Source organism: Clostridium sp. AF32-7AC, assembly GCF_003477925.1.
GTDB lineage: Bacteria > Bacillota > Clostridia > Lachnospirales > Lachnospiraceae > Otoolea > Otoolea fessa.
Genome location: NZ_QUEG01000011.1, coordinates 32,034 through 53,272 on the forward strand (window position 1 = coordinate 32,034; position 21,239 = coordinate 53,272).

Below are 21,239 nucleotides of genomic sequence, written 5' to 3' on the forward strand. Positions count from 1 at the left end.
AATCTCCCATTATCCCTTCAATCTAGACGCCGCAAATGTATTGATGATATAGCGCTGGAAAATGATATACAGTACCAGCGGAATCAGCATCGTGAGCACCGACACCGCCATCGCGATCGTAAATTCCGTACCGCCCTCGGCGCTGATGTACATCTGCAATGCCAGCGACAGCGTATAATTTTCCTTGGATTTTAAGATCAGCACCGGCCACACATATTCATTCCACGAATTGATAAAGAAAATGATGCCGGTGGAAATGATGGACGGACGCACCAGCGGAATCACAATGTCGCGCATGATTTTCATGTGCCGGATATTTTCCATCCGTGCCGCCTCAATGAGTGCCAGCGGGATTCCACGCATTGCCTGGCGCAGCAGGAAAATTCCCAGCACATCCGCCAGCTGCGGCAGTGCGACGCCCCAGATACGATCGCGCAGACCGATTTTAGAGATCAGAAGATAATTTGGAATCATCGTGACCGTAAACGGGATGAACAGCGTACTTAACATAATAAAATACAAAAATCCTTTTCCCTTAAACCGGAAATAGACGAACGCATACGCCGCCAGAAGTCCCGTGATTGTCTTAAAAATCGTGACCGTCGATGCGATCAGAAACGTATTCAGCGTGATTTTCACAAACGGCAGTTTGTCAAATACATGCCGATAATTTTCCAGCGTCGGATGCAGCGGAATCACCTGAAAAACCGTGTTGAACGCCTCCTGCATCGTCTTGAAAGAGTTGGAAATTGCAAATACGATCGGCATCAGAAGGAGGAAAACGACCACCACCAGAAACAGATGCCAGCCGATCTGTCTGTCTTTAGTTTTCATAGTAAACCCCCTTTTCTACAAACCGGAATTCCAGCACCAAAAGAATGATAAAGAGTGCCATCGTCATGACCGATACCGCCGAGGAAGTTCCTGTTTTATAGAGTGTAAACGCCTCATGGTACGACATATAAATCAGGTTCGAACTGGCATAGTTCGGTCCTCCCTGTGTGACGACCTTGATCGGCGTGAACACATACTGGAGTCCCTGCACGATCGTCGTAATAAACACATAGATTCCAGTTGCAGAACTCATCGGCACGACGATATCCTTAAAAATCTTCCACATCGGCACATTTTCCAGACGCGCCGCCTCGATGACCTCCATTGAGACACCGGAGACGCCCGCTAGGATGTTGATGAAATTGTAGCCAAACGTCTTCCAGGTCGTGATAATACAGAGTACCGCGATGACCCAGCCCTCCGTTTTCGACCAAAACGGCAGTTTCAGCCCAAACCAGCCTGCCACAATCGCGACCGGACCCGAAATCGGATTCAGAATCCATGTATACAGAATCGAGCCGACGACCAGCGAAATCACACTCGGCAGGAAAAAGACCGCCTTGTAAAAACTCTGTCCCTTTTTGATGACGCACGAAAGAATGAATGATAAAATGTACGGCATCACAAAGTTAAACACCAGAAGAATCACGATGTACCAGAATGTATTGCCAAAGATTTTCCATGTATTCGGATCCTTCAAAACGGAAATATAATTCCCCAGTCCCACAAACTTCTTGACCGGCTTTACCATGTTCCACTCAAAAAAACTCAAATACAGCGTGTAAAAAAGCGGATAAAACATAAATACCGCAAACATGACGAGCGACGGCAGCAAAAAAACATATCCAAGCGCTGCCTGTTTTTTGTCCTCCCGATTCAAACTATTTCCTCCATTCCAATGCATTTTATGAAGGGGCTGCCGCCAAACAGCTCTTTCGCGCTCCGGCCGCTTCCTGCGTCTTATCTGCACGCAGTCCATTCTGCCAAAACACGTTCTGCTATTCCGCAACAACCCCATTCTCATTTCTGTCCTAAATTTTGTAATGATTTTTCTGCCACCCGAAAGCCGTTCCAAGCGTCAGGCTGCCTGTCCCTACTGTGCATCCAGCAGCTGGTTGATCGCATCCTGTGTGCTCGTCATACCATCTTTCGCAGATACCTGACCGCCCAGAATCTGGTCTCTCATATCCAGAAGAAGCTGCTCTGCCTCAAGGCCTGCATCGCCCGGGAATGCGGTCCATGATACAACGCCGTCCATCTGCTCAATCGCTGCATTCATCATTGTGTTCTCAGCCAGAAAATCTTTCAATCCATTTTCTGCCTCTGCCACATCTTTTCTCGGCGGTACATAACCGGTTCCCTCGGTCCATGCTGCCATTGATTCTACGCTGTAAAGATACTTTTCAAACTCCCATGCCGCCTGAATCTGCTCGTCGCTCTGCGCGGTGATGGCTAAGAAACAGCCGCCTGCCGGAACCTTGCGCTCCTTGTCGTTCCACAGCGGGGATTTCACGGTTGCTACGTCAAACTGTGCCCCCTTCTGTACGGAAGCGCGTCTCGCAATGGTGGTGTAGAGCATCGCGCAGTTGCCGTCGATAAAGCTCTGGCAGCCCTCTTCCCATGAAACATGAAGGGCAGAACCATCTTTTACCATATCCTGCATCATCTGCATTGCCGCAATGCCGTCCTCGGTTGCAAAGCTTGCTTTTTTCTTGCCGGATGCATCCGCAGTCAACATATCCGCTCCCGCGCTCTCAACCAATGCCTGCTGCGCCCAGAAGTCTGCCGGTTCCTGCATATAGAAACCATATTTTCCTGTCTTCTCTTTGACTGCCTCGGCAAATTCCTGTACTTCCTGCCAGGTCTCCGGTCCATCTTCGGAAAGGCCCGCTTCTTTTAAGAGATCTTTATTGATGTAGAGAACCGGGCTGCTTAAGGAGTACGGGATTCCGACCTGCTCGCCGTTGCTGTTGACCGCCAGGTCTAAGACATTTGGAAGGAAATTGTCGGTTAAGAAATTTGCATCCTCGCTGTCGAATTTATCAATCGCATCCTGCGGCGCCACATAGTCAAAGTTATTGGAGAAATAATCCAGAAATGCCCAGCCAATCTGAACAAGCGCCGGTGTATTTCCGGTCGCCGCTTCCGCCTGCAGATTCTGCATCAGACCTTTGTACATATCCGGGTTGTATTTCGCTACTACCTCGATGTGATCATTTTCCTCATTAAATTTCTTTACCAGATCGTCTACGACCAGACCTCCCTGGGTTTCTGCGTTACAGTGCCAGTATTCAATCACCGTTTTATCGCCGGATGCCGCCTTCTCTGCCCCGCTCTCTCCGGACGCGCTCTGTGTGTCGCTGCTTCCTGTCGCCGAGCTGGATGCCTGGCTGCATCCTGCCATCAATGTCATCGTGCCTGCCATCGCAAGCGCCATCAGACGTCTCATACTTACCTTCATTCGTTCTCCTCCTGCTGCGGTGTCCCATCTCCCAGTCTGTCTTACCTTGGAACCAGCCATCTATGTCAAAATCGTGATCGGGAGTCCTTTGCCGCGCTTCTCTTCTGTCAAATCACTTGTGCTGTGTCCAGATTCTATCTTAAAGATGGTTTGTAAAATGCAGGAGGTGATTTATGTAAAAATTATCTATAATTTTTGAAAATTGTTTTTTCGAGGTTCTGCGGCATAAAAGAATGTGCCTTTTTGTGTAATGGGGAATTCCAAGGAATTTCCTATTACACAAAAAAACGCCTCTATCAGTTTTTGCTGATAAAAGCGTTTTTTATTCTATGTTCCGTTTTCTATGTTTATATCCGGGCTGCAGTTTCCTTCATGGAACATGCCGGAGAGAATGCCGCAGAACGCATACTTTTTTATATGTCCGCCCCCTACAGTCTCTTAAGCAGCGCCTCTCTCGCTTCCTCATAGCCCGGTTTGCCAAGCAGTGCAAACATATTTTTCTTATAGCTCTCTACGCCCGGCTGGTTGAATGGATTGACACCCAGAAGGTATCCGCTGACGCCGCAGGCAAATTCAAAGAAATAGAAGAGCTGTCCCAAGCTGTATGCATCCATCGCCGGGATCATCACTTTCAGGTTCGGCACACTGCCGTCGGTATGTGCCAGAATCGTGCCGTTCATCGCACTCTTGTTGACGAAATCCACGCTCTTGCCAGCCAGATAGTTCATACCGTCCGTGTCAACATCTTCTTTCTTCAAAATGACCTCCGCCGGAGATTCAGCCACTTCCAGAACTGTCTCAAACATGATTCTCGCGCCGTCCTGGATGAACTGACCCATCGAATGAAGATCGGTCGTTAAATCAACCGCTGCCGGGAAAATACCTTTCTGATCCTTGCCCTCGCTCTCGCCGTAGAGCTGTTTCCACCACTCCGATACATAGTGCAGGCTCGGCTCATAGTTTGCCACAATCTCGACCTGTTTGCCCTTCCGGAGCAGAATGTTGCGGACCGCCGCATATAACAGAGCAGAATTCTTCTCAAACGGAGTCTCCAGTGCATTCTTTCTCGCGTCTGCCGCGCCCTGCATCAACGCATCTATATCCGCGCCGCTGACCGCGATCGGAAGCAGACCGACTGCCGTCAGGACGGAGAAACGACCGCCAACATCATCCGGAACCACGAAGGACTCGTAGCCCTCTTCATTTGCCAGATTCTTGAGTGCGCCCCGCGCCCGGTCTGTCGTCGCGTAAATTCGCTTGTTTGCCTCTTCTTTACCATATTTCTCAATCAGCATCTCCTTAAATACACGGAATGCGATCGCCGGCTCCGTTGTCGTACCGGACTTGGAAATAATATTGATAGAGAAATCTTTTCCATCGACCAAATCCATCAGATCATGGATGTATTTGCTGCTGATGCTGTTGCCAACGAAGTAAATCTCCGGTGTTTTTCTTTTTTCTTTCGGAAGATTATTGTAAAAACTATGGGACAGGAACTCGATCGCCGCTCTTGCGCCCAGATACGAACCGCCGATACCGATTACCAGCAGGACATCGGAATCCTTCTGAATCTTCTCCGCCGCTTTTTTGATGCGTCCGAACTCTTCCTTATCATAGTCCACCGGAAGGTCGATCCATCCAAGGAAATCATTGCCCGCGCCGGTCTTTTCTACCAGCGTCTCTCTTGCCGCCTGCACGCCCGCCTTGATACCGGCGATCTCTTCCTCATGAATAAATGCAGCTGCTTTTGAATAATCAAAGATCACATCTTTTCCCATATGTTTCCTCTCCTTTGCATTTCAGCCGTCCGCAGGCGGCGTGATTACTTTGTCAAAAACTTAACTTATCTTTATTATAGCAATCTGGACACCCGTGTGCAACCAGTTTTCAGTTGGAATCATCATTTACAACCCCGATAAATACTCCCTCATAATATCCCCCAGAACCTGCGCCTCCTCGCGGCTCAAACCTTTCATCCAGTCACCCGCATTTGCCTCGCCATTTCGTGTTTTCCGCGTATCCCGGCTTGCTGCAATCTGGTCGAGGCTCTGCTTCAAATACTCCATTTCCTTGTCGCCGGGACGCTCCTTCGCTTCCTGCCTGGGACCCGTATTGTTTTCCGTTTCATTTCCTGATACCATCCGGCGATCCGTAAGATGCCCATCTGTCTCATGCTTGTCCCGTTCCTCCGCTTCGCGCGGTGCAGTGCGAACTGCCCGCATCAGATTCTGTGCCCGTGCATCCCGCTCACGGAACGGATTCACTCTCATCGCTGTCCGCGATTTTCCTTTTTCAAACTCCGTTTCTCCCAGATCCCGGTTATCCGTTTCAGCACCATCCCGACCACTCACGCCACGATCTGCCCGCAGAGTACTCTGCAGCCATTTCGGCATTTCCCGCACATTCGAGTCCACGCCAGCAATTCCGCCGGATACTCCAGAAGCTCCGGACATTTCCTGTCCGCGCGTCTCCTTCTCACGTGCCGCCCGAAGGAACACCGAATTATCCACATACTCCAAAAGCGCCGTTTCCAGCCGCTGCTGTTTCTGGTCAATCTGGAAACAGCTCTCGATAAATGCCAGAAACAGACCGCTCATGACAGCTGCCGACGCATACAGCACAATATAGCTCGCATCCAGCTCATACCAGTATGCCAGAAATGCCTCCGCTGCTCCGGTCAGAAGCCCTAAAAGCACCATTTCCATTGACACGCCGTTCCACGCATCCAGCGAAATATGTAAAAATGAAAATCCGTCAATCTGCTTGTCCAGATATGCCTGCGTGTTCACGATGTTCTGACCCAGGCGGCAGGTATTTTCCAACCGCTGCTTCAGATTTTGAAGATTCTTGTTCCGGGTCATCGCCATGTTGTCAGTTTCTTTTAATAATCTTTTGTAGAGGCTCCGTGTAATCAACTTGCTGACAAATCCGATCATTCCGATTGCCGCAAGAACGGACAGCGCTTTTCCAGTTTGTAAAAATTCCAGCATAAAAAAGCTCCCCTTTCTCTACTTCCGGATCACTTCCGGGTGGCTTGCCACAGGTCAGGTTTAGGCGCTTCGCAGTTTGTCTCTTGCAATTTGCTTTTCACATTCTGCTTTTTGCATTCTGCTTTTCACATTCTGCTTTTTGCGCCCTGTCAAATCCCGCCTGCATCGTGGCTTTATTATATCCGCCGAAAGAGTCTTTGTGAAGATGAGAAAGGGGAAAATCGTTCGTCAAATTCTGCCTTAATTCGATTTTTAATAGGTATTAATAATGCGTATCATGCAAAATTTCTGGTTGTTAAAAATTCCGTCTGTGAATCATATTTATGACTCATTATGCCTCATACCGGGATGCCATTTCAAGCAGTAGGTTTACCGAATGCTTGATCGCCTGCGCCTCAAATGCCGCATAATCCATACCTGCGCTGTCATCCGCCTTATCTGAAATAGCACGGATAATCAGGAACGGGATTCCGTTTAAATATGCCGCCTGTGCGATCGCTGCGCCCTCCATCTCGGTACAGCTTGCGCTAAACTGCTCGATCAGCCACTCCTTTTTTGCCTTATCCGAGATAAACTGGTCGCCGCTTACCACGCGTCCCGGAAATGCCCGAATCTCCGGATTGACCTTCTGGTTGCACTCAATCGCCAGCTCGCGCAGCTTCTCATCCGCCTCAAATGCAAAGGTATCTACACGCGGAATCTGTCCGATCCGATATCCAAATCCGCTCGCATCCATATCATGCTGCACCGCATCCGTCGATACAACGATATCGCCAATGTTGATCTCTGCACGCAGGGAACCGGCGATACCTGTGTTCACAATCGCGCTGATATGGAACCGATCCGCCAGAATCTGACTGCACATACCTGCATTTACCTTGCCAATACCAGAGCGGACCACAACTGCGTCCTTTCCGCCCAGTTTGCCTTGATAAAAATCCATACCGGCTACGCTTGTCACGGTAACATCCGTCATTTTCTCCTTGATCTGAGCCACCTCTTCATCCATCGCTCCGATGATTCCTAACATCTGTTTATCCTCCTGTTTTTTCTAAATGTACTCTCGGAATCTTTCTGTGCTTGATTTTGTGAGATAATTTTTTGTCAGTTGCGCCCAAATTTCTGAAGCGTTGGCGTTGCGTCCGCCTCTGAAATTCGGGTGCAGCTGGCGGAAAATAAGCCGCAAAAGCAAGTGCAGAAAAGACTCCGAGCGTACATTCTATTATTCATCCTTCTATTCTTTTTAACACGACCGTATCGTCACAGTTCACACGTTGTGCAAATTCCTGCTGCCACCATGTTTTCTTACGGCACTTTCGGTTCCAAAAGTGCCTACCTATGAACAGTTACACCGTATCTTCTCAAAAGAAAGTATACTGGATTTTTGTTATCTTGACAACACCTTTACTGGCAGACTATAATCATTTTACTGCGGTGGATTCCCGCCACAGCAGATTAAAACACATACCATTTTGAGGAGGTTTTACCATGACATACAAGACAAAGGGAGTCTGTTCCCGTGAGATTAATTTTGAAGTAGAAGATAATAAAGTAAAGAATGTGCAGTTCGTCGGCGGCTGCTCCGGCAACACACAGGGCGTTGCCCGCCTGATCGATGGCATGGATATTGACGAGGCAATCTCCCGCATCGAAGGCATCCAGTGCGGCTTCCGCCCAACTTCCTGCCCGGATCAGCTGGCACAGGCGTTGAAGGAGTATAAAGCGAACGTGAAATAGGAATTTTTGAGGAGATTCTTTCACGCCTGTTGGCATAATGAAAAACCGTTTAAGAACCCCCACCTGAAAACATCTGGAATTTTGAATCAGAAATTCCTGGATGGTTGCAGGTGGGGGTATTTATGTGATCGCTTTTTTCATACTATTTCGTGTTGCAAATATAAATTTAGTAACACTGTCCCCGTTTAGAATTAGTCGCCGTATTCGGTGATTTTGATTCCCTCTGTTTTTGTCATAAAGGACTGTCCCTTTCCATTTGACTCTACATAATGAACGCCAACTACTCTATAATAATATCCTGTTTTCTGGTTTTTCACTGTAAAATCATTCGACATTCCTGATAAATCTTCCGTTGGAAAATCCTCTTTGCTAGCATCATATATATATCTAGAAACTTCTACCCATTTACCATCCTCTTCTCTTTGCAGAACTGCAATATTTTTTATTTTATCACACTCTACATGAGCTACTGTCTGAATAAGGATTCCAATATCTCCTTTTCCTAAATTACTAATTCTTGTTAATGCCGTATCAATAATACTTCCCCTTGGTTCTATCCCCCTCGCAATTCCCTCCGAAACATTTTCATTTAATAAACAAGCATTGCTATAATCCGCCTCTTCAACCGAAACTCCATTAATATACTGTGTGTCTGCTGCATAAACTTGCATCATACTTGCAGCTATAATCATTCCTGCACATATCAGTGTATATAATTTTTTTCTCATATAAAATTTCCCCCTAATAATTTTCTAAAAATAAATTTTCAACAATCTTTTTAAACTCTTTTTTAGGAATTATCCCCGAAATTTGATAGTATGTATCCCCTTTTACAATATTAGCACTATATTCAAATTTCCCATCTGAAAGCTCTGATTTTTCAAAATAAATATTTTCTTTTAACAAATCATTATAAATATACTCTTCTTTTTTTCTATCAGATATAACATTTGTAGAATTACCAGTACCACCTACTTCTTCTAATATCTTTACACGATATTTTTCATAAGAAAAATACATTATAACCCACGTTTCTCCTATATCTGCTTTTACATACTTCATCTTTTTAGGCATATACGCAAGTTTCAACGGACGAACCTTTGTTTTTTTAGTTATTTCTATATATGCTTTATCTAATTCATCCTCTCCAGGAATAGCCTCAACATTATTTAAGACAATCTCATTCCGTACACTGTCCTTCTCCCGCACCACATACCGATACTCCCTCTTCGCCCCAACCGAAATCCCCATCGCCACAACCATCACTGCGATAGCGGCGGCAGCTACAGAGACTTTTACAATCGATTTCAACCGGCGTGGTTTGCGAGCTTCTTCGTGCAGTTTGACAATGTTCTCGCTGGATGATTCTTTTTCACTTTCCGGGCTTGTTCCCACCTCCGCTTCTAACTTTGCCATCAACCTCTCAAAGCCATCTTCTGATCCTGGAGGTATGTCGCTGTCTTTTACTTCCGTCTGTGCAAGGATAAAATCCTTCAACAGCTGATCTTCGCTGACTCCAAACGCTTCCTGCAGCAGGCGCTCTGCATCTTCTCCAGCTTTTTTTCCGCGCCGGCTTCTGCTCACTTTTTATCCCTCCTCTCTGTCCTCGTCCTAACTTTTAGGTTGACTTTTCTTTTTTTCCGTTTACTATACTAAATGTAACCCTTTGCGGGTATGATAAAGCATAAAAACAGTTGTTTTCAGGTTATGGTTGTCCCCTCACACCGTAACCAGCGGCTGATGTGTGGAGGAAACTACTATGAAAAAAATCATTCTGACCGGCGGTGGTACTGCAGGTCATGTTACACCGAATCTCGCCCTGCTTCCGGCACTGCGCGAGGAAGACTTTGAGATTCACTATATTGGTTCTTATAACGGCATTGAGCGCCGCCTGATCGAGGCAGCCAGCATCCCTTACGATGGAATCTCATCTGGAAAACTGCGCCGTTATTTTGACCTTAAGAATTTTTCAGATCCGCTTCGCGTTCTGAAAGGATACTTTGAGGCTCGCAAGCTTATGAAAAAATACAAACCGGATATCGTCTTTTCCAAAGGCGGTTTTGTCGCTGTTCCGGTCGTTCTGGCTGCCAAGCATTATAAAGTGCCTGTCATCATCCATGAATCCGATATGACCCCAGGACTGGCAAATAAAATCTGTATTCCAGCCGCTTCCAAGGTATGCTGCAACTTTCCGGAAACACTTAAATATCTTCCGGAAGATAAGGCGGTTCTGACCGGTTCCCCGATCCGTGAAGAGCTTCTGCACGGGGATCGTCTGGCGGGACTCCAGTACGCCCATCTTTCTGCCGATCGCCCAGTAATTCTGATCATCGGCGGAAGTCTCGGCTCCGTCACGGTCAATCAGGCTGTCCGCGGCATTCTTCCGCAGCTTCTGAAAACCTATCAGGTAATACATATCTGCGGAAAAGGCAATCTGGATGAGTCTCTCATCGGCACCGAAGGATATGTTCAGTATGAGTATGTGGATAAACCACTCCGCCATCTCTTTGCAGCGGCAGATCTGATCATCTCCCGCGCGGGCGCAAATTCCATCTGCGAAATTCTGGCACTCCGCAAACCGAACATTTTGATCCCTCTGTCGGCTGCTGCCAGCCGCGGCGACCAGATCTTAAATGCCAACTCCTTTGCAAAACAGGGATTCAGCACCGTTCTGGAAGAAGAAGTTTTAACCGCAGATACTCTCAGCCAGGCAATCGAAGAGACCTATAAAAATCGCCAGCAGTTCATTGATAAAATGTCTGAAAGCCACTTAAACAATGCTGTCAAAACCATCATGGGGCTGATTCATGATTGCGCACGCAGTTAGTAGCATTGCTACGTTTGTATAGTACAAGACTAAAACACTGAATATGTAAGCTTATCATCACATCGGACAGATTCGAAACGGCTCTGCTTCGATGTGATTTTTAAATATCAAACAGCTTTGCCCTCAACACGCGCTTCTGCAATTCTGCTTTTGCCCTGTAAAGACGTGTACAGCATACCGTTGATTTGATTTTCAAAACCGCACAGGCTTCTTCCGCCGTCAAGCCCTCCAAAACACGGAGAATCAAAACATCCCGCCAGTCCTTCTTCATAGATTTGACAATCTTCCATACGTTCCAATAGATATCCCTATCGATAACCTCCTGATCCAGAAGCTGAATTCCTATCTCCCCTTCCAAAAGAAGGTTCATAATCTCTTCTTCCGCATCCGGATCTTCCAGATGCAGCATCTCGCGGCGCCGCATCTGCCTCCGGTTATCGATCCACTTGCTCCGTAAAATGCGGATCAGTAAAACCAACTTTACTTTATGATCCAGATCTAACGAATAGCGCTTGTAATATTCAATGAAAGCTTCATGCACCATATCCTCAATGTCATCGTACCCTACTCCAATTCTATACGCATATTTCTTCAGCGGTACCAGGTACTCTCTGTAAAGCGCTTCAAAAAGCGCCATTTTTTCATTCTCATGGTGCATATCCAAACTCCTATCGCGTCAGTTCTTCGCGGATGGAGCTGCTAATTTCTGCCAGCTCTTCCGGCGTTGCTTTTCCTGGCGCCCATGTCACCATATCCGGTCCATTTTCATATCTCGGAATAATGTGTACATGGAAATGAAAAACAGTCTGTCCTGCGGATATGCCATTGTTCTGAACCACATTGAAACCCGTGCAGCCCAGTGCTTTCTTCATCGCCGCACCAATCTTTCCAGCTAATGGAAGAGCTTTGGCCGCAATCGCCGGATCCAGCTCACATAAATCTTTGAAATGCTGCTTCGGCAGAATCAGCGCATGTCCCTTCGATGCCGGTCCTAAATCCAGAATCACACGAAAATCTTCATCTTCATAAACCGTTGAGGATGGAATCTCTCCGCCAGCGATCTTACAAAAAATACATTCTTTGTCTGTCATGTCGGTCTCTCCTTCTCTCTATGCTTCTCCATTCACTGGAAAAGCGGTATTTTCTTTTGTCACTTGGCTTGAAACTTCCATGTCAAGTGCCTTTATTATAGCATATCCCCATGGCTTGTTCTATGTAAATTTGCAGAAACGCGAAATTGATGTACTTGCAAAATAATTCACATCAATTTCGTGTTTTTGGTTATTATTTCATATTTTCAGACAATTTATCGGTGTTCCCAAAATTTATATCCGACATCCGCCAAATAAATGGAATCCCCATTCCCCAAACTGACTGTTTCATTTGCCTGAAGCGGATAGCCATTGACCGATGTTCCATTGGTTGAATTGAGATCTGTCAGAATGTATACGCCCTCCTTCTGATCGATCCGCGCATGAAGACGGCTGACGGTCGGACGGTCAATACATGCGTCCGACAGCCCCGGATGTTTTCCAAGTGTAAATGGAATATAGGAAATCTGAATCACTGTTCCTCCGGCTTCCACCGGCTCTAAGCGCACCGTTCCTTCCCCATTCTTTGAGGCAGACAGAAGCGTAGTCCCCGCTTCTCTCGCCCGCTCTATCTGTGCTTCTTCTTCTCTTCGAAGTTCCTGCCGATAAGCTTCTTCACTCTCCGGATAGACCTGCCAGCGGTTTTCAGGCGTTGTCTGCTGCCAGTCTTGATATGATAGAGTCCCTTCTATCCCAGACCGTTCTTTCTTTTTCTGGATCACTTTCCTCTCACCATTCCGCACACGACTACTCTTTCCACCTCGTCCAGCTTCATTCGCCTGATCCACTTCCGTGCTTTCCTCTCTATCCTCTCCCTGACCTCGATTTTTCTTCCTGCCACCATATACCTGCCATTTTCTGCGGGCTGCCAACATCTCCCTCAAAAACACGATTCCCCCGATGCCGCCGCTGATTGCATACAGCCATACATCCATTTCTCCCGTCACGTACCAATACACAATGCCAGCTGCCACCGCGCTTCCAAGTACCTTTATCCACCTGTTCTGCCATTGTCCCTTTTGTTTTCCACCTGCCCTTTCAGACTTTTCCCCCACTTCATCTGAATTCTCTACCGACTCCAGGTTCTTTTTCGTCGTTTTCTCCTGATACAACGCTTCCTGCCTATATTTCCAATCCTTCCTGGCTGGCGTTTGAGTGTCAAAAGCCATTTTCCCAGATCGAGATTTCAACGTATCCCTCCGATTTTGCTCCGCTTCAATCCACTCCTGCCGATCCGCCCACACTCCCGCCGTCTCAGGATCCCCCTCATCCTCGTTTCGTTTTTCTGCCGAAAAGATCCGATCTTCCCCCGAAAGCTGGCGCAGCAGATCTGCCGTTCCGTAATTCTCCCGCAGACTAATCTGGTACAGATTATAAGCTAATACAACAGCCTCCCGATCCTGATGATCCGCACGTTCCAGAAGATACCCCAGCAGTTTTGAGAGCGCCTGCGGCGCCTCTTCCCGATGCCCCGGAACCAGACATAATTCCACAGTAAAATGATCGGGTTCCAGATACAGGTATTCCGGATCCAGCAAAAGCTGTTCCTCTTTTAACAGGTACTCTTCCACCCGCTTCAGAACCGCCAGCACACCAAGCAGAATCGACCGGAGTTCTTGTCCCGACAAGGTCCGTTTTTCCAACACCCGTCTAAGCGGCTGTCTCGACGTTATCTCATAATAATATTCTCTCGCCTCCTCCGTCTGGCGGACCCGGAACTTCAAAAGCCCTTCGATGGCATTCGCCGACAGCATCTGTACCGCATAGCCCGTTTCTTTCTCCGGCGCTTCGATTATCATATAATTATGATTCATTTCCCGGCTATACCGAATCTCCATCCCGTATCCTCCATCACTCTGCATTTTCCAACACTGTCAGCAAACGGATCGCCCGCTCCGGCTCCTGTCCGCGCAGGGATATCTCCGTCTCTGTACTGCTCTTTACCCTTCCGTCCAAGTCTCCCCCATCTTCCCGGATCGTCAAAACTGCATCCCCGCACCGGAAGAATCCACGCAGGCGCTGTCCAGCTCTGCTGCTTATCTCCCCCACAGTCATTCCATCTCCCCGCAACGTTTTTTCCTCCCGATACAGGCACCGTTCCATCGCCTCCTGCAGGACAAAACGCCCCGTAATCCTGCCATGCACCTCAAACACCCCATTTAACAGTGCCGCGATAAAAAAGAATGCAACCGCCATCACAAACGAGGCTTCCACCGTATAACTGGCAGAAACCTCCCGCTTCATCCAAGAGATGCTATCAGCATCCAAATCCACACCGGAAGCACACACGGCAGAAATGGCAGCTTCTTTTTCCGCATTTTCTCCCATAGACCATTCCCCTTTCCGCCAAGCAGTGCCGTAAGCATCCAGACACCTCCTGCCAGACTGCTCACAAATACAGCTCCCATCAAAAGTTCAAGCGTCCGCCATCCCCCCAGATAGCACCCAGTGATCAGAAAAAAGCAGCCATCTCCCAGTCCGACCGCACCTTTCGTCTGCCGCTCCATCCAGAACAAAAAAATCCCCGGCAGCATTCCCAAAAGCCATACCGTTATCTGCAACGCACTTTTTTTCCAATCCCATCCATCTTTTATAACCGACAGTACACACCGTATCATCGTAAGCGCCATTCCTGCCGTTCCAAATCCATATAGCCAGCTTACACGTATCCGTTTTCTATGAAGATCCTGCCAGGAAAAGACTATCAGAAAAAGGGAAAAAACAACCGCACAGAGGAAACATACTGCACTTTCCAAATCCATCCGCGTAAATCCCATGAAACTTATCCCTGCACTGTTTTCCATCACTCCGCCCTCTCACCCCTCCTTGATTCTTTCCGCCATCCGCACCTATCCACTTCCACAGTATGAACACACACCCATATATTCCACATCTGATCGCCGCACCTTCTGCACATAATATGCCAATGACGAACAGTCCTGCTTTCCATGGTAAACCTCGCCGGACGGAAGAATATACACCAGACCTCCCGCCGACACCGTCTTTCCACAGTATCTGCAAGCCTTATAACGGCATCCCCCGCTGTTTCTAAGCACCCCCGAAATTACATCTGCATACGCAGCCGCGGTGATCTGATTCGATATATAATGGCACGAAGGCGAGAGATGGTAGCGCGTACTGTCCCGCCCCACATAGACCCATTTTTCCTCCGGTTCTGAACCGTTTTTCTCTGAGAAATACCCGCCTTCCGCCCCAATCCATCCCCGCTTCCAGCTCCGGGAAGTAAGCGTCACATGGTCAAGCGCAAATACCGAGAACGGCAGCCGCACCTGATAGGAGGCGCGCAGGTCAATCCATTCTCCATCTTCCGATACGCGGCTGGCGCCACACTGGATATTGGACACTTTGTTCCCGACCGCTGTCTGAATCTTCTCCTTTAAATATCCCTGCAGGATAAGCCCGGACGGAAGTTCTGACCAGCCCCCCGTTCCCTTTTCTCCTGCCTCTGCCGCTTTTCCCGCCTCCATTTCTGCCCGATGCACCGTATGGGATGTCCGATACACCTGCCATCCCAGTTCCCGCCCCGTCACTTCCAGCACCGTCTGCACCTTTCTCTGAGTATCCAGTATTTCCATCGGAACTGACAGGAGAATCACCGTAAACATAAACAATGTCAGACTAAGCGCCGCCTCAATCGTCAGGCTCGCACACAGGGAAGCAGAGGACAATGCCCTTTTCCAGGGTCGTTTTGTTACTTGGGCTCTATGCCGCCGAAGGACAGGTATCCAGACCGCACAGATACTTTCATTTATTCGTTTTGTTAGGTTAGTTGTCATCATCTTTTTTACTGGCTTTCTTTATGTACTTGGAGAGGCACATTCACTTGCATCATCTCCTGAAAAAGGACACTGTCCTCCACTCCCCTGTAATTGTGTTTAATATTCCTTCTGGGACGTTCTACGAAGCGGTATCAACGTTCCCTGTGCCTCATAGGACACACTTACCCCATACTGGCACTGATCCATCCGAAATCCTGGCTCTTTTTCTGAAATGCGGTTCTGAATCATATCCATCATCCGGTAACAGAAACGGCTCTTTCCCTGTATCAGGAAAAAGAGTTTCAGCCAGTCCTGGTAGTCCAGCCCTCTGTCGTCTGTCCCGTTTTTCAATGAAGGATCCTTCCCCGTTTCCAGAAAGATGGACGCGCCCTTTTCCGTCAGAGCAGAAAGCGAAATCTGCCATTTCCCCGGCTGTTTGAAAAAAGGAATTTTTCCGCCAGCCAGCAGAACCTTCACATCTGCCACCGACTCTGCAAACGCCCAGACTGTCATGATAAAGAAGGATGCCGCCGCCGTGATCGGTGTGATTCCCGCCAGCCCCGTGATTGCCAGCGCCAATGCTTCCGCCTCCGACCGTTTTTCAGAATCCGCATATAAAGCTGCCAGATTCACCGCCTCGCGCACAGCCAGAAGTTCATTGACGGTGCGTTTTAAATTTTCCCGCTCCGACGCATTTCCCTGTAAGAGATATTCCTGCTCATAATGGACACTTCCCGTCTTTTCCTGCCCGAACCGGGTAAAAAAATGCGCCGCATACGCATCTAAAAGAGCCCGTTCAAGCCCCGCCGTCCAGACATCCCCAGCTGTCCCCCGCTTTCCGCTCTCTCCGCCTGCATACAATGCCGACGGAAATGCCGCGGTCGAAATCCAGTTTTCTGAAATCACAGTTCCCGCCGGCACACAAAGACTCAGCAGATCCGTCCCCGACAGGCGGCTGACTGCTTCCAGCACATTCATTTTTTTCTTGTCTCGGACTGCCGGAACCCGGAAACGTCCATCCTTCTGAAAACCCGCTGTGATCGTCAGAACCGGCGCCCACAGCGCTTCCTCGTCCAGCTCATCGTCCTCATCGTCAGGCTCCCAATCATCAATATAATCCTGTATCTCCTTTCCTTTCCGAACTGCTTCTGCAACCACCTCTTCATTTCCGTGAGCCGTCTCTTCTGTCTTTTTTACCTCCTGGCGGCGCGCTCCATCCGCATCCAAATACGAACGATACCCCCGCATCTCCTCCTGTACCATGCCCCAGGAGCCTTCTTCCAGATCCGGCTGGGCTTCCTGCGCCCCCTGCTCCGATCCCTGCAATTCTTTCGCAAGCCGGTCTGCCTGTTTTTCATACGCCGCAACCAGCCCCGGAATCTGCTTTAATTCTTTCTCTAAGCTTTCCGCCGATTGAAAGAACGAGCTTCCATCCACCTGGCGGACCGCTGCCTCCATCTCCTCCAGATGTTTCTCCTGTTTTTGCAGGCAGGCTCCGATCGCCTCGATCGACTCTTCCAGACGTAGCACTTTTCTGCCATTTTCCTGATATCCTTCCGCAATTCCATGAACCGCCCTTGCTTCCGTCATCCGTTTTTCCATCTCAGGCAGTTCAGACTCCTCACTTTCCAGCGTCCAGACACCCACTTTCATATAATCGGTAACTTCCTTCGCAAAAAAATCCCCATTATGCCCAGTGATCGCATCCATCGCTTCGATCTGTACTTTGCCGCCGCTGACCGGATAAAAGGGCGCTGCCGCCAGATATGTTTCCATCTGCGGCTCCATCTCCGCCGCCAGGCGCTCTTTATCCGCACATTCCAGCACAAAAATCCGGTATTTATCCCAAATCTCCCGGTGATAACAGCTCATCAGCGAATCCAGTGAGGAATTGAGCGCCATCTGCATATACCAGCCGCTTCCGGCTGCCCGGGCGGACTCAAACAGCCCGCCCATCAGCGCACAGATACAGGTCAGAATCAAACTCAGGAAAACTGTGATCTCCCCGCAAACTTCCTTTTCTGTTTCAATGTGCCGTTCTGCCCGGATCAATATACCTCCTTCGACTTGCTGTTGATCTGTTTAAAGATATTTGTAAGAAGCGTATTAATCTGCTTTTTAAAGACAATGACCAGACCGATCAGCACCACCAGAATCAGCACTAACTCAATGACCCCCACACCACCCTCGTCCATCAGAAACGATTTTACTTCTCTTACCAGATACGCTTTATCCATATACTTTTTCTCCTTTCTCCCCATTTTCAGATCCCAAACGCCAGAAACGCCGGGACTGAAACCATCACCATAATAATCATCAACATCAAAAACAATGGAAGCATCAGCTTTGTGGATGCCTCTTCCCCCCGGCGTCTTGCCAGTGCTTTCTCTTCTTCAAATGCCGACTCCATCTCTGTCTCCAGCGCCTTTCGAAGTCCTTCTGCCCCATTTCTGACATTCTGCTCCAAAAGCCCGGAAAGCTTCCGGTACGGTCTCAGGCGGCAGCCCGCACCAAATTCCGCATATGCCTGTAGTTCCGGGACACCGCGCTGCATCCGGTGATATGCCGCTGCCATTTCCCGGTATGCCGCCCGCTCCGTCTGTGTTCCCGCCCGGCATGCCGCCTCGTATTCCAGCACAATCCGCTCCCATGCCCGGCGGACCGGAAGCCCCGCCCCGGAAAATACAGTCAGCTTTGACACAATCTCCGGATAATCTTCCATCAGCTCCCGCTTTTTCTTCTTTTTCGCCTCACTCTCCTTCTGTTTTTCATAAAGAGGAAGCAGAATTGCCGCCGCAATCCCCAGCACCGGAAACAGCAGATATTCCCTGTCTCCGCGCACCCGGTAAGATAAATTCTTCCCCTCATACATCTTTGGCAGAACCAGCTGCCCTTCCGTTCTCTGCGCCTCATCCATTTGCTTTAACAGCCGCTTAAAACCTGCCTCTTTTTCCTGCTGCTTCGTCCGAAGCGGCGGATATAGCGTGACCGGGAACCGGTACTCCCGGCTGAATACCCCCGCCTGCAGGGATGCGGTCAGTTCTGTCTGAATCCCCTTCTCCGGGCATTCTTCATTTAAAACTGTCCCATCCGTCTGAATCCATTCCGCATCCTCCGGTGTCCAGCGGACCCGGATGCCCTCTTCTTCCAGCCAGCCGACGAGATGCAGATCTTCCCTTACCTCCTGCAGGGACAGATTGTTTCCCCGAATTAAATCCGCCAGTTTACCTCCCGCCTCCAGCAATACTTTTTTTGCATCCTCTTCCGCATATTCCCGCTCTCCGAGCGAAATCTCCACCGGAATCTCCTTCTCGCACAGTCCGCGCACCCACACTTCCTGCTGCCGTTCCCCTTCTCCGTATGCATAGCGGTTCAGCCGGTTCCCATCTTCCAGCGCCCCATCCCGTTTTTCCACCAGATATCCCGCAACTGCCAGAATTATCCCCAAAAGAATGCATAAAACCTGCTTTTTCCCCATTTTTCCCATGCTGTTTCACACCTCAATCTGAAGAATTTTCCCCGATACCCTCCATGCCAGCAGATAGACCACCAGACACCCGGTCATCACCACCCGCCCCACCGCTGTCTCATACATCTGTGAGAAAAAGCCCGGCGATGACAAATCCACGTAGAGCACGATCAGGTACGGCATCAGGTTCATAATTCTCTGTTCAAACTGCTTTTCTGCCGTCATCGTGAGAATTTCCTCCCGCACCTGAATGCGATCCGAAATCACGTGAACGACATGGTGAACCACGCTTGCCAGCTCGCCCCGGCTCCGTTTGGATACAGTAAAAATAACAGAGAAATTTTCCACCTCATCCAGACCGCTCCTCTTCGCAAAGGAAGAAAGCAGCGCCTCCACGGTCCGGTTCATTTTAAGCTGGCTTGCCAGATATGAAAACTCACGGGTAATCATCCCTTCTTTTCCGTATTGTTCTTCCAGATCGCGCACGCTCGCAATAAACGCATTTTCCACTGAATAGCCTGCAGCCAGCGCCGAAGCCACGATCTGAATCGCTTCCTTAAACTGGAGCCGCAGCTCCTCTTTTCTCCGGCGGCAGAGTTCCCGCCTCTTAAAAAACGGCCGCAGCATCCCCGCCGGAAGCATCAGAACGAACGCCAGAAATGAACGGTAGAATACATATGCCGTCACGGCGCACACCGCTGTTCCCTCCAGAAGGTAACGTATCCACTCCTGCCCCGTCAGGTGGTAAAACCGGTAATCAGAAAGCACTTCCTCCCGCGAATCTGCGCCGCCCTTCAAATCTGCCAACCTGGACAAGTGCTCCTTCCACCTGTCCGGAACCAGCCTCCCCGCTTTCCTGAAACTGATAGATGGGAGAAAGGCGGATTTCCCCATTTTCATAGCCTATCACCTCCGTGATCTCCAGCACCTTCCGGCTCCGGTCCCGCATCCGCCCGACATGGACCATCAGATCGAGTGCTGAACCGATCTGGCTCCGGACCGCCGCAAGCGGCAGCTCTGCCGCCATCAGAACCATCGTCTCCAGTCTTGAGAGCATGTCTTTTGCGCTGTTGGCATGTCCGGTTGAGAGCGAGCCATCGTGCCCCGTATTCATCGCCTGCAACATTTCCAGCGCCTCGTCGCCCCGGACCTCCCCAACGATGATGCGGTCCGGACGCATTCGGAGACTCGCCCGGATCAGATCGCGCATGGAAATCTCCTGCGAACCATCCCGGTTTTCTACCCTTGTTTCCAGGCTGACAAGATTCGTTACATGGCGGATTTGAAGTTCTGCCGAATCCTCGATCGTAATGACGCGTTCCTCCTGTGGAATATAGCCGGACATGGCGTTTAAGATCGTCGTTTTTCCCGATCCGGTTCCGCCGCTGATAAAAATATTGAGTCCCCGCTCGACCGCTTTCTGCAAAAATGCCGCTGCCTCCCGGCTGATACTTTTTAACTCAATCAGGCGTTCCATCGTGATCGGTTCCGGGAACTTCCGGATCGTTAAAATCGGCCCATTTAACGCCACCGGTGCCAGCACCACGTGGACACGAGAACCATCTTCCAGTCTCGCATCCGCAATCGGAGACGCCAGATTGACCGTCCGGTTGACACGGCTTACAATCTGCTGAATCAGATCCTCTAGCTGCCCTACCGAATCAAAGTGCTTTTCTAATTCTTCCACACGCCCCTGCCGCTCGACAAAAATGTGCTCCGTGCCATTTACCATGATCTCCGTGATCGTCGGATCATCGACCAGCTCCTGCAAAATATCCAGCCGTCTGAATGAATCAAACAGCTCTTTTCTCAAACAAAGCCGCTCTTTTAACGGCAGATACGCCCCTTCTGCCGCTTCCAGAATCGCCATGTCGATCAGGTCGCGCAGCTCCTCATCCTCCACCTGCATACGGCTCTCCATCTGCTCCATCAGACGCTGCCTCAAAACCATTTTCTGCTCCTGCATACTTCCCCCTGCCAGTTGTTTCTCTCACAACCGTTTACTCTTTAGAATGACTGGCAAAATCCCGCTCAATTTATCCCTGTCAAAA

The 21,239-nt window shown here is 49.2% G+C and carries 21 protein-coding genes; 2 read left to right on the plus strand and 19 right to left on the minus strand.

Translation table 11 applies throughout. The features are described 5' to 3' along the window. Window positions 1–9: 9 nt before the first annotated feature. From DWZ45_RS13035 to DWZ45_RS13060, 6 genes are all read right to left on the minus strand, one after another. The gene (locus tag DWZ45_RS13035; protein WP_118469383.1) at window positions 10–834 is read right to left on the minus strand and encodes a carbohydrate ABC transporter permease; all 825 of its coding nucleotides are present in this window, start codon (window positions 832–834) and stop codon (window positions 10–12) included. Beyond that, window positions 824–1,714 carry a sugar ABC transporter permease gene (locus DWZ45_RS13040; RefSeq protein WP_022360022.1) on the minus strand — a complete coding sequence of 297 codons (891 nt, stop codon included), beginning with the start codon at window positions 1,712–1,714 and terminating at the stop codon, window positions 824–826. Before DWZ45_RS13040 ends, DWZ45_RS13035 begins: the two co-directional genes overlap by 11 nt. 213 nt (window positions 1,715–1,927) lie before the next feature. Further along, entirely contained in the window at window positions 1,928–3,295 is a 1,368-nt protein-coding gene (locus DWZ45_RS13045) for an ABC transporter substrate-binding protein (RefSeq protein WP_117796607.1), read from the minus strand. 428 nt (window positions 3,296–3,723) lie between these two features. After that, a complete protein-coding gene (locus DWZ45_RS13050) occupies window positions 3,724–5,073 on the minus strand; it encodes a glucose-6-phosphate isomerase (RefSeq protein ID WP_118469384.1) in 1,350 nt (449 codons plus the stop codon). A 126-nt stretch (window positions 5,074–5,199) separates the two neighbouring features. Then, a complete protein-coding gene (locus tag DWZ45_RS13055; RefSeq protein WP_118469385.1) occupies window positions 5,200–6,285 on the minus strand; it encodes a hypothetical protein in 1,086 nt (361 codons plus the stop codon). A gap of 331 nt (window positions 6,286–6,616) precedes the next feature. After that, window positions 6,617–7,315: a 5'-methylthioadenosine/adenosylhomocysteine nucleosidase gene (locus DWZ45_RS13060; protein ID WP_118469386.1), complete on the minus strand. Its 699-nt coding sequence runs from the start codon at window positions 7,313–7,315 to the stop codon at window positions 6,617–6,619. Window positions 7,316–7,773: 458 nt separating this feature from the next. Between DWZ45_RS13060 and DWZ45_RS13065 the strand changes: the two genes are divergently transcribed. Beyond that, window positions 7,774–8,022, plus strand: coding sequence for a TIGR03905 family TSCPD domain-containing protein (locus tag DWZ45_RS13065; protein WP_022360027.1), 249 nt, complete (start codon window positions 7,774–7,776; stop codon window positions 8,020–8,022). A 191-nt stretch (window positions 8,023–8,213) separates the two neighbouring features. Here DWZ45_RS13065 and DWZ45_RS13070 read toward each other — a convergent pair whose 3' ends face one another. Together DWZ45_RS13070 and DWZ45_RS13075 are read right to left on the minus strand one after the other, a co-directional pair. Then, window positions 8,214–8,750 carry a hypothetical protein gene (locus DWZ45_RS13070; protein ID WP_117796604.1) on the minus strand — a complete coding sequence of 179 codons (537 nt, stop codon included), beginning with the start codon at window positions 8,748–8,750 and terminating at the stop codon, window positions 8,214–8,216. 13 nt (window positions 8,751–8,763) lie between these two features. Beyond that, window positions 8,764–9,606 carry a hypothetical protein gene (locus DWZ45_RS13075; RefSeq protein ID WP_117796603.1) on the minus strand — a complete coding sequence of 281 codons (843 nt, stop codon included), beginning with the start codon at window positions 9,604–9,606 and terminating at the stop codon, window positions 8,764–8,766. 175 nt (window positions 9,607–9,781) lie between these two features. On the opposite strand from DWZ45_RS13075, the gene DWZ45_RS13080 reads away from it, so the two are divergent. After that, window positions 9,782–10,849, plus strand: coding sequence for an undecaprenyldiphospho-muramoylpentapeptide beta-N-acetylglucosaminyltransferase (locus tag DWZ45_RS13080; protein ID WP_117796602.1), 1,068 nt, complete (start codon window positions 9,782–9,784; stop codon window positions 10,847–10,849). A 100-nt stretch (window positions 10,850–10,949) separates the two neighbouring features. Here DWZ45_RS13080 and DWZ45_RS13085 read toward each other — a convergent pair whose 3' ends face one another. The 11 genes from DWZ45_RS13085 to DWZ45_RS13135 all read right to left on the minus strand — a co-directional run bounded on the left by DWZ45_RS13085 (window position 10,950) and on the right by DWZ45_RS13135 (window position 21,154). Further along, window positions 10,950–11,507 (minus strand): RNA polymerase sigma factor, encoded by a 558-nt coding sequence (locus DWZ45_RS13085; protein WP_227589698.1) that lies wholly within the window; start codon window positions 11,505–11,507, stop codon window positions 10,950–10,952. Between the two features lie 10 nt (window positions 11,508–11,517). Beyond that, window positions 11,518–11,940 (minus strand): HIT family protein, encoded by a 423-nt coding sequence (locus DWZ45_RS13090; RefSeq protein ID WP_022360422.1) that lies wholly within the window; start codon window positions 11,938–11,940, stop codon window positions 11,518–11,520. A 215-nt stretch (window positions 11,941–12,155) separates the two neighbouring features. Further along, window positions 12,156–13,778, minus strand: coding sequence for a DUF6382 domain-containing protein (locus DWZ45_RS13095; RefSeq protein WP_118469387.1), 1,623 nt, complete (start codon window positions 13,776–13,778; stop codon window positions 12,156–12,158). A 13-nt stretch (window positions 13,779–13,791) separates the two neighbouring features. Then, entirely contained in the window at window positions 13,792–14,184 is a 393-nt protein-coding gene (locus DWZ45_RS13100; RefSeq protein WP_118469388.1) for a hypothetical protein, read from the minus strand. Continuing rightward, window positions 14,181–14,744 carry a prepilin peptidase gene (locus DWZ45_RS13105; RefSeq protein WP_118469389.1) on the minus strand — a complete coding sequence of 188 codons (564 nt, stop codon included), beginning with the start codon at window positions 14,742–14,744 and terminating at the stop codon, window positions 14,181–14,183. Before DWZ45_RS13105 ends, DWZ45_RS13100 begins: the two co-directional genes overlap by 4 nt. Before the next feature lie 45 nt (window positions 14,745–14,789). After that, complete coding sequence (locus DWZ45_RS13110) at window positions 14,790–15,629, minus strand: hypothetical protein (protein ID WP_118469390.1); 840 nt, start codon at window positions 15,627–15,629, stop codon at window positions 14,790–14,792. 207 nt (window positions 15,630–15,836) lie between these two features. Next, window positions 15,837–17,771: a DUF5702 domain-containing protein gene (locus DWZ45_RS13115; protein ID WP_227589697.1), complete on the minus strand. Its 1,935-nt coding sequence runs from the start codon at window positions 17,769–17,771 to the stop codon at window positions 15,837–15,839. Beyond that, window positions 17,768–17,956 (minus strand): Flp1 family type IVb pilin, encoded by a 189-nt coding sequence (locus DWZ45_RS13120; protein WP_118469391.1) that lies wholly within the window; start codon window positions 17,954–17,956, stop codon window positions 17,768–17,770. The genes DWZ45_RS13115 and DWZ45_RS13120 overlap by 4 nt, the downstream gene beginning before the upstream one ends. Window positions 17,957–17,982: 26 nt before the next feature. After that, on the minus strand, window positions 17,983–19,206 hold the full coding sequence (locus DWZ45_RS13125) for a hypothetical protein (protein WP_118469392.1): 1,224 nt from the start codon (window positions 19,204–19,206) through the stop codon (window positions 17,983–17,985). A gap of 6 nt (window positions 19,207–19,212) precedes the next feature. Next, a complete protein-coding gene (locus DWZ45_RS13130; RefSeq protein WP_227589695.1) occupies window positions 19,213–19,995 on the minus strand; it encodes a type II secretion system F family protein in 783 nt (260 codons plus the stop codon). Further along, window positions 19,946–21,154, minus strand: coding sequence for a CpaF family protein (locus DWZ45_RS13135; protein WP_338126572.1), 1,209 nt, complete (start codon window positions 21,152–21,154; stop codon window positions 19,946–19,948). Before DWZ45_RS13135 ends, DWZ45_RS13130 begins: the two co-directional genes overlap by 50 nt. Window positions 21,155–21,239: the final 85 nt, after the last annotated feature.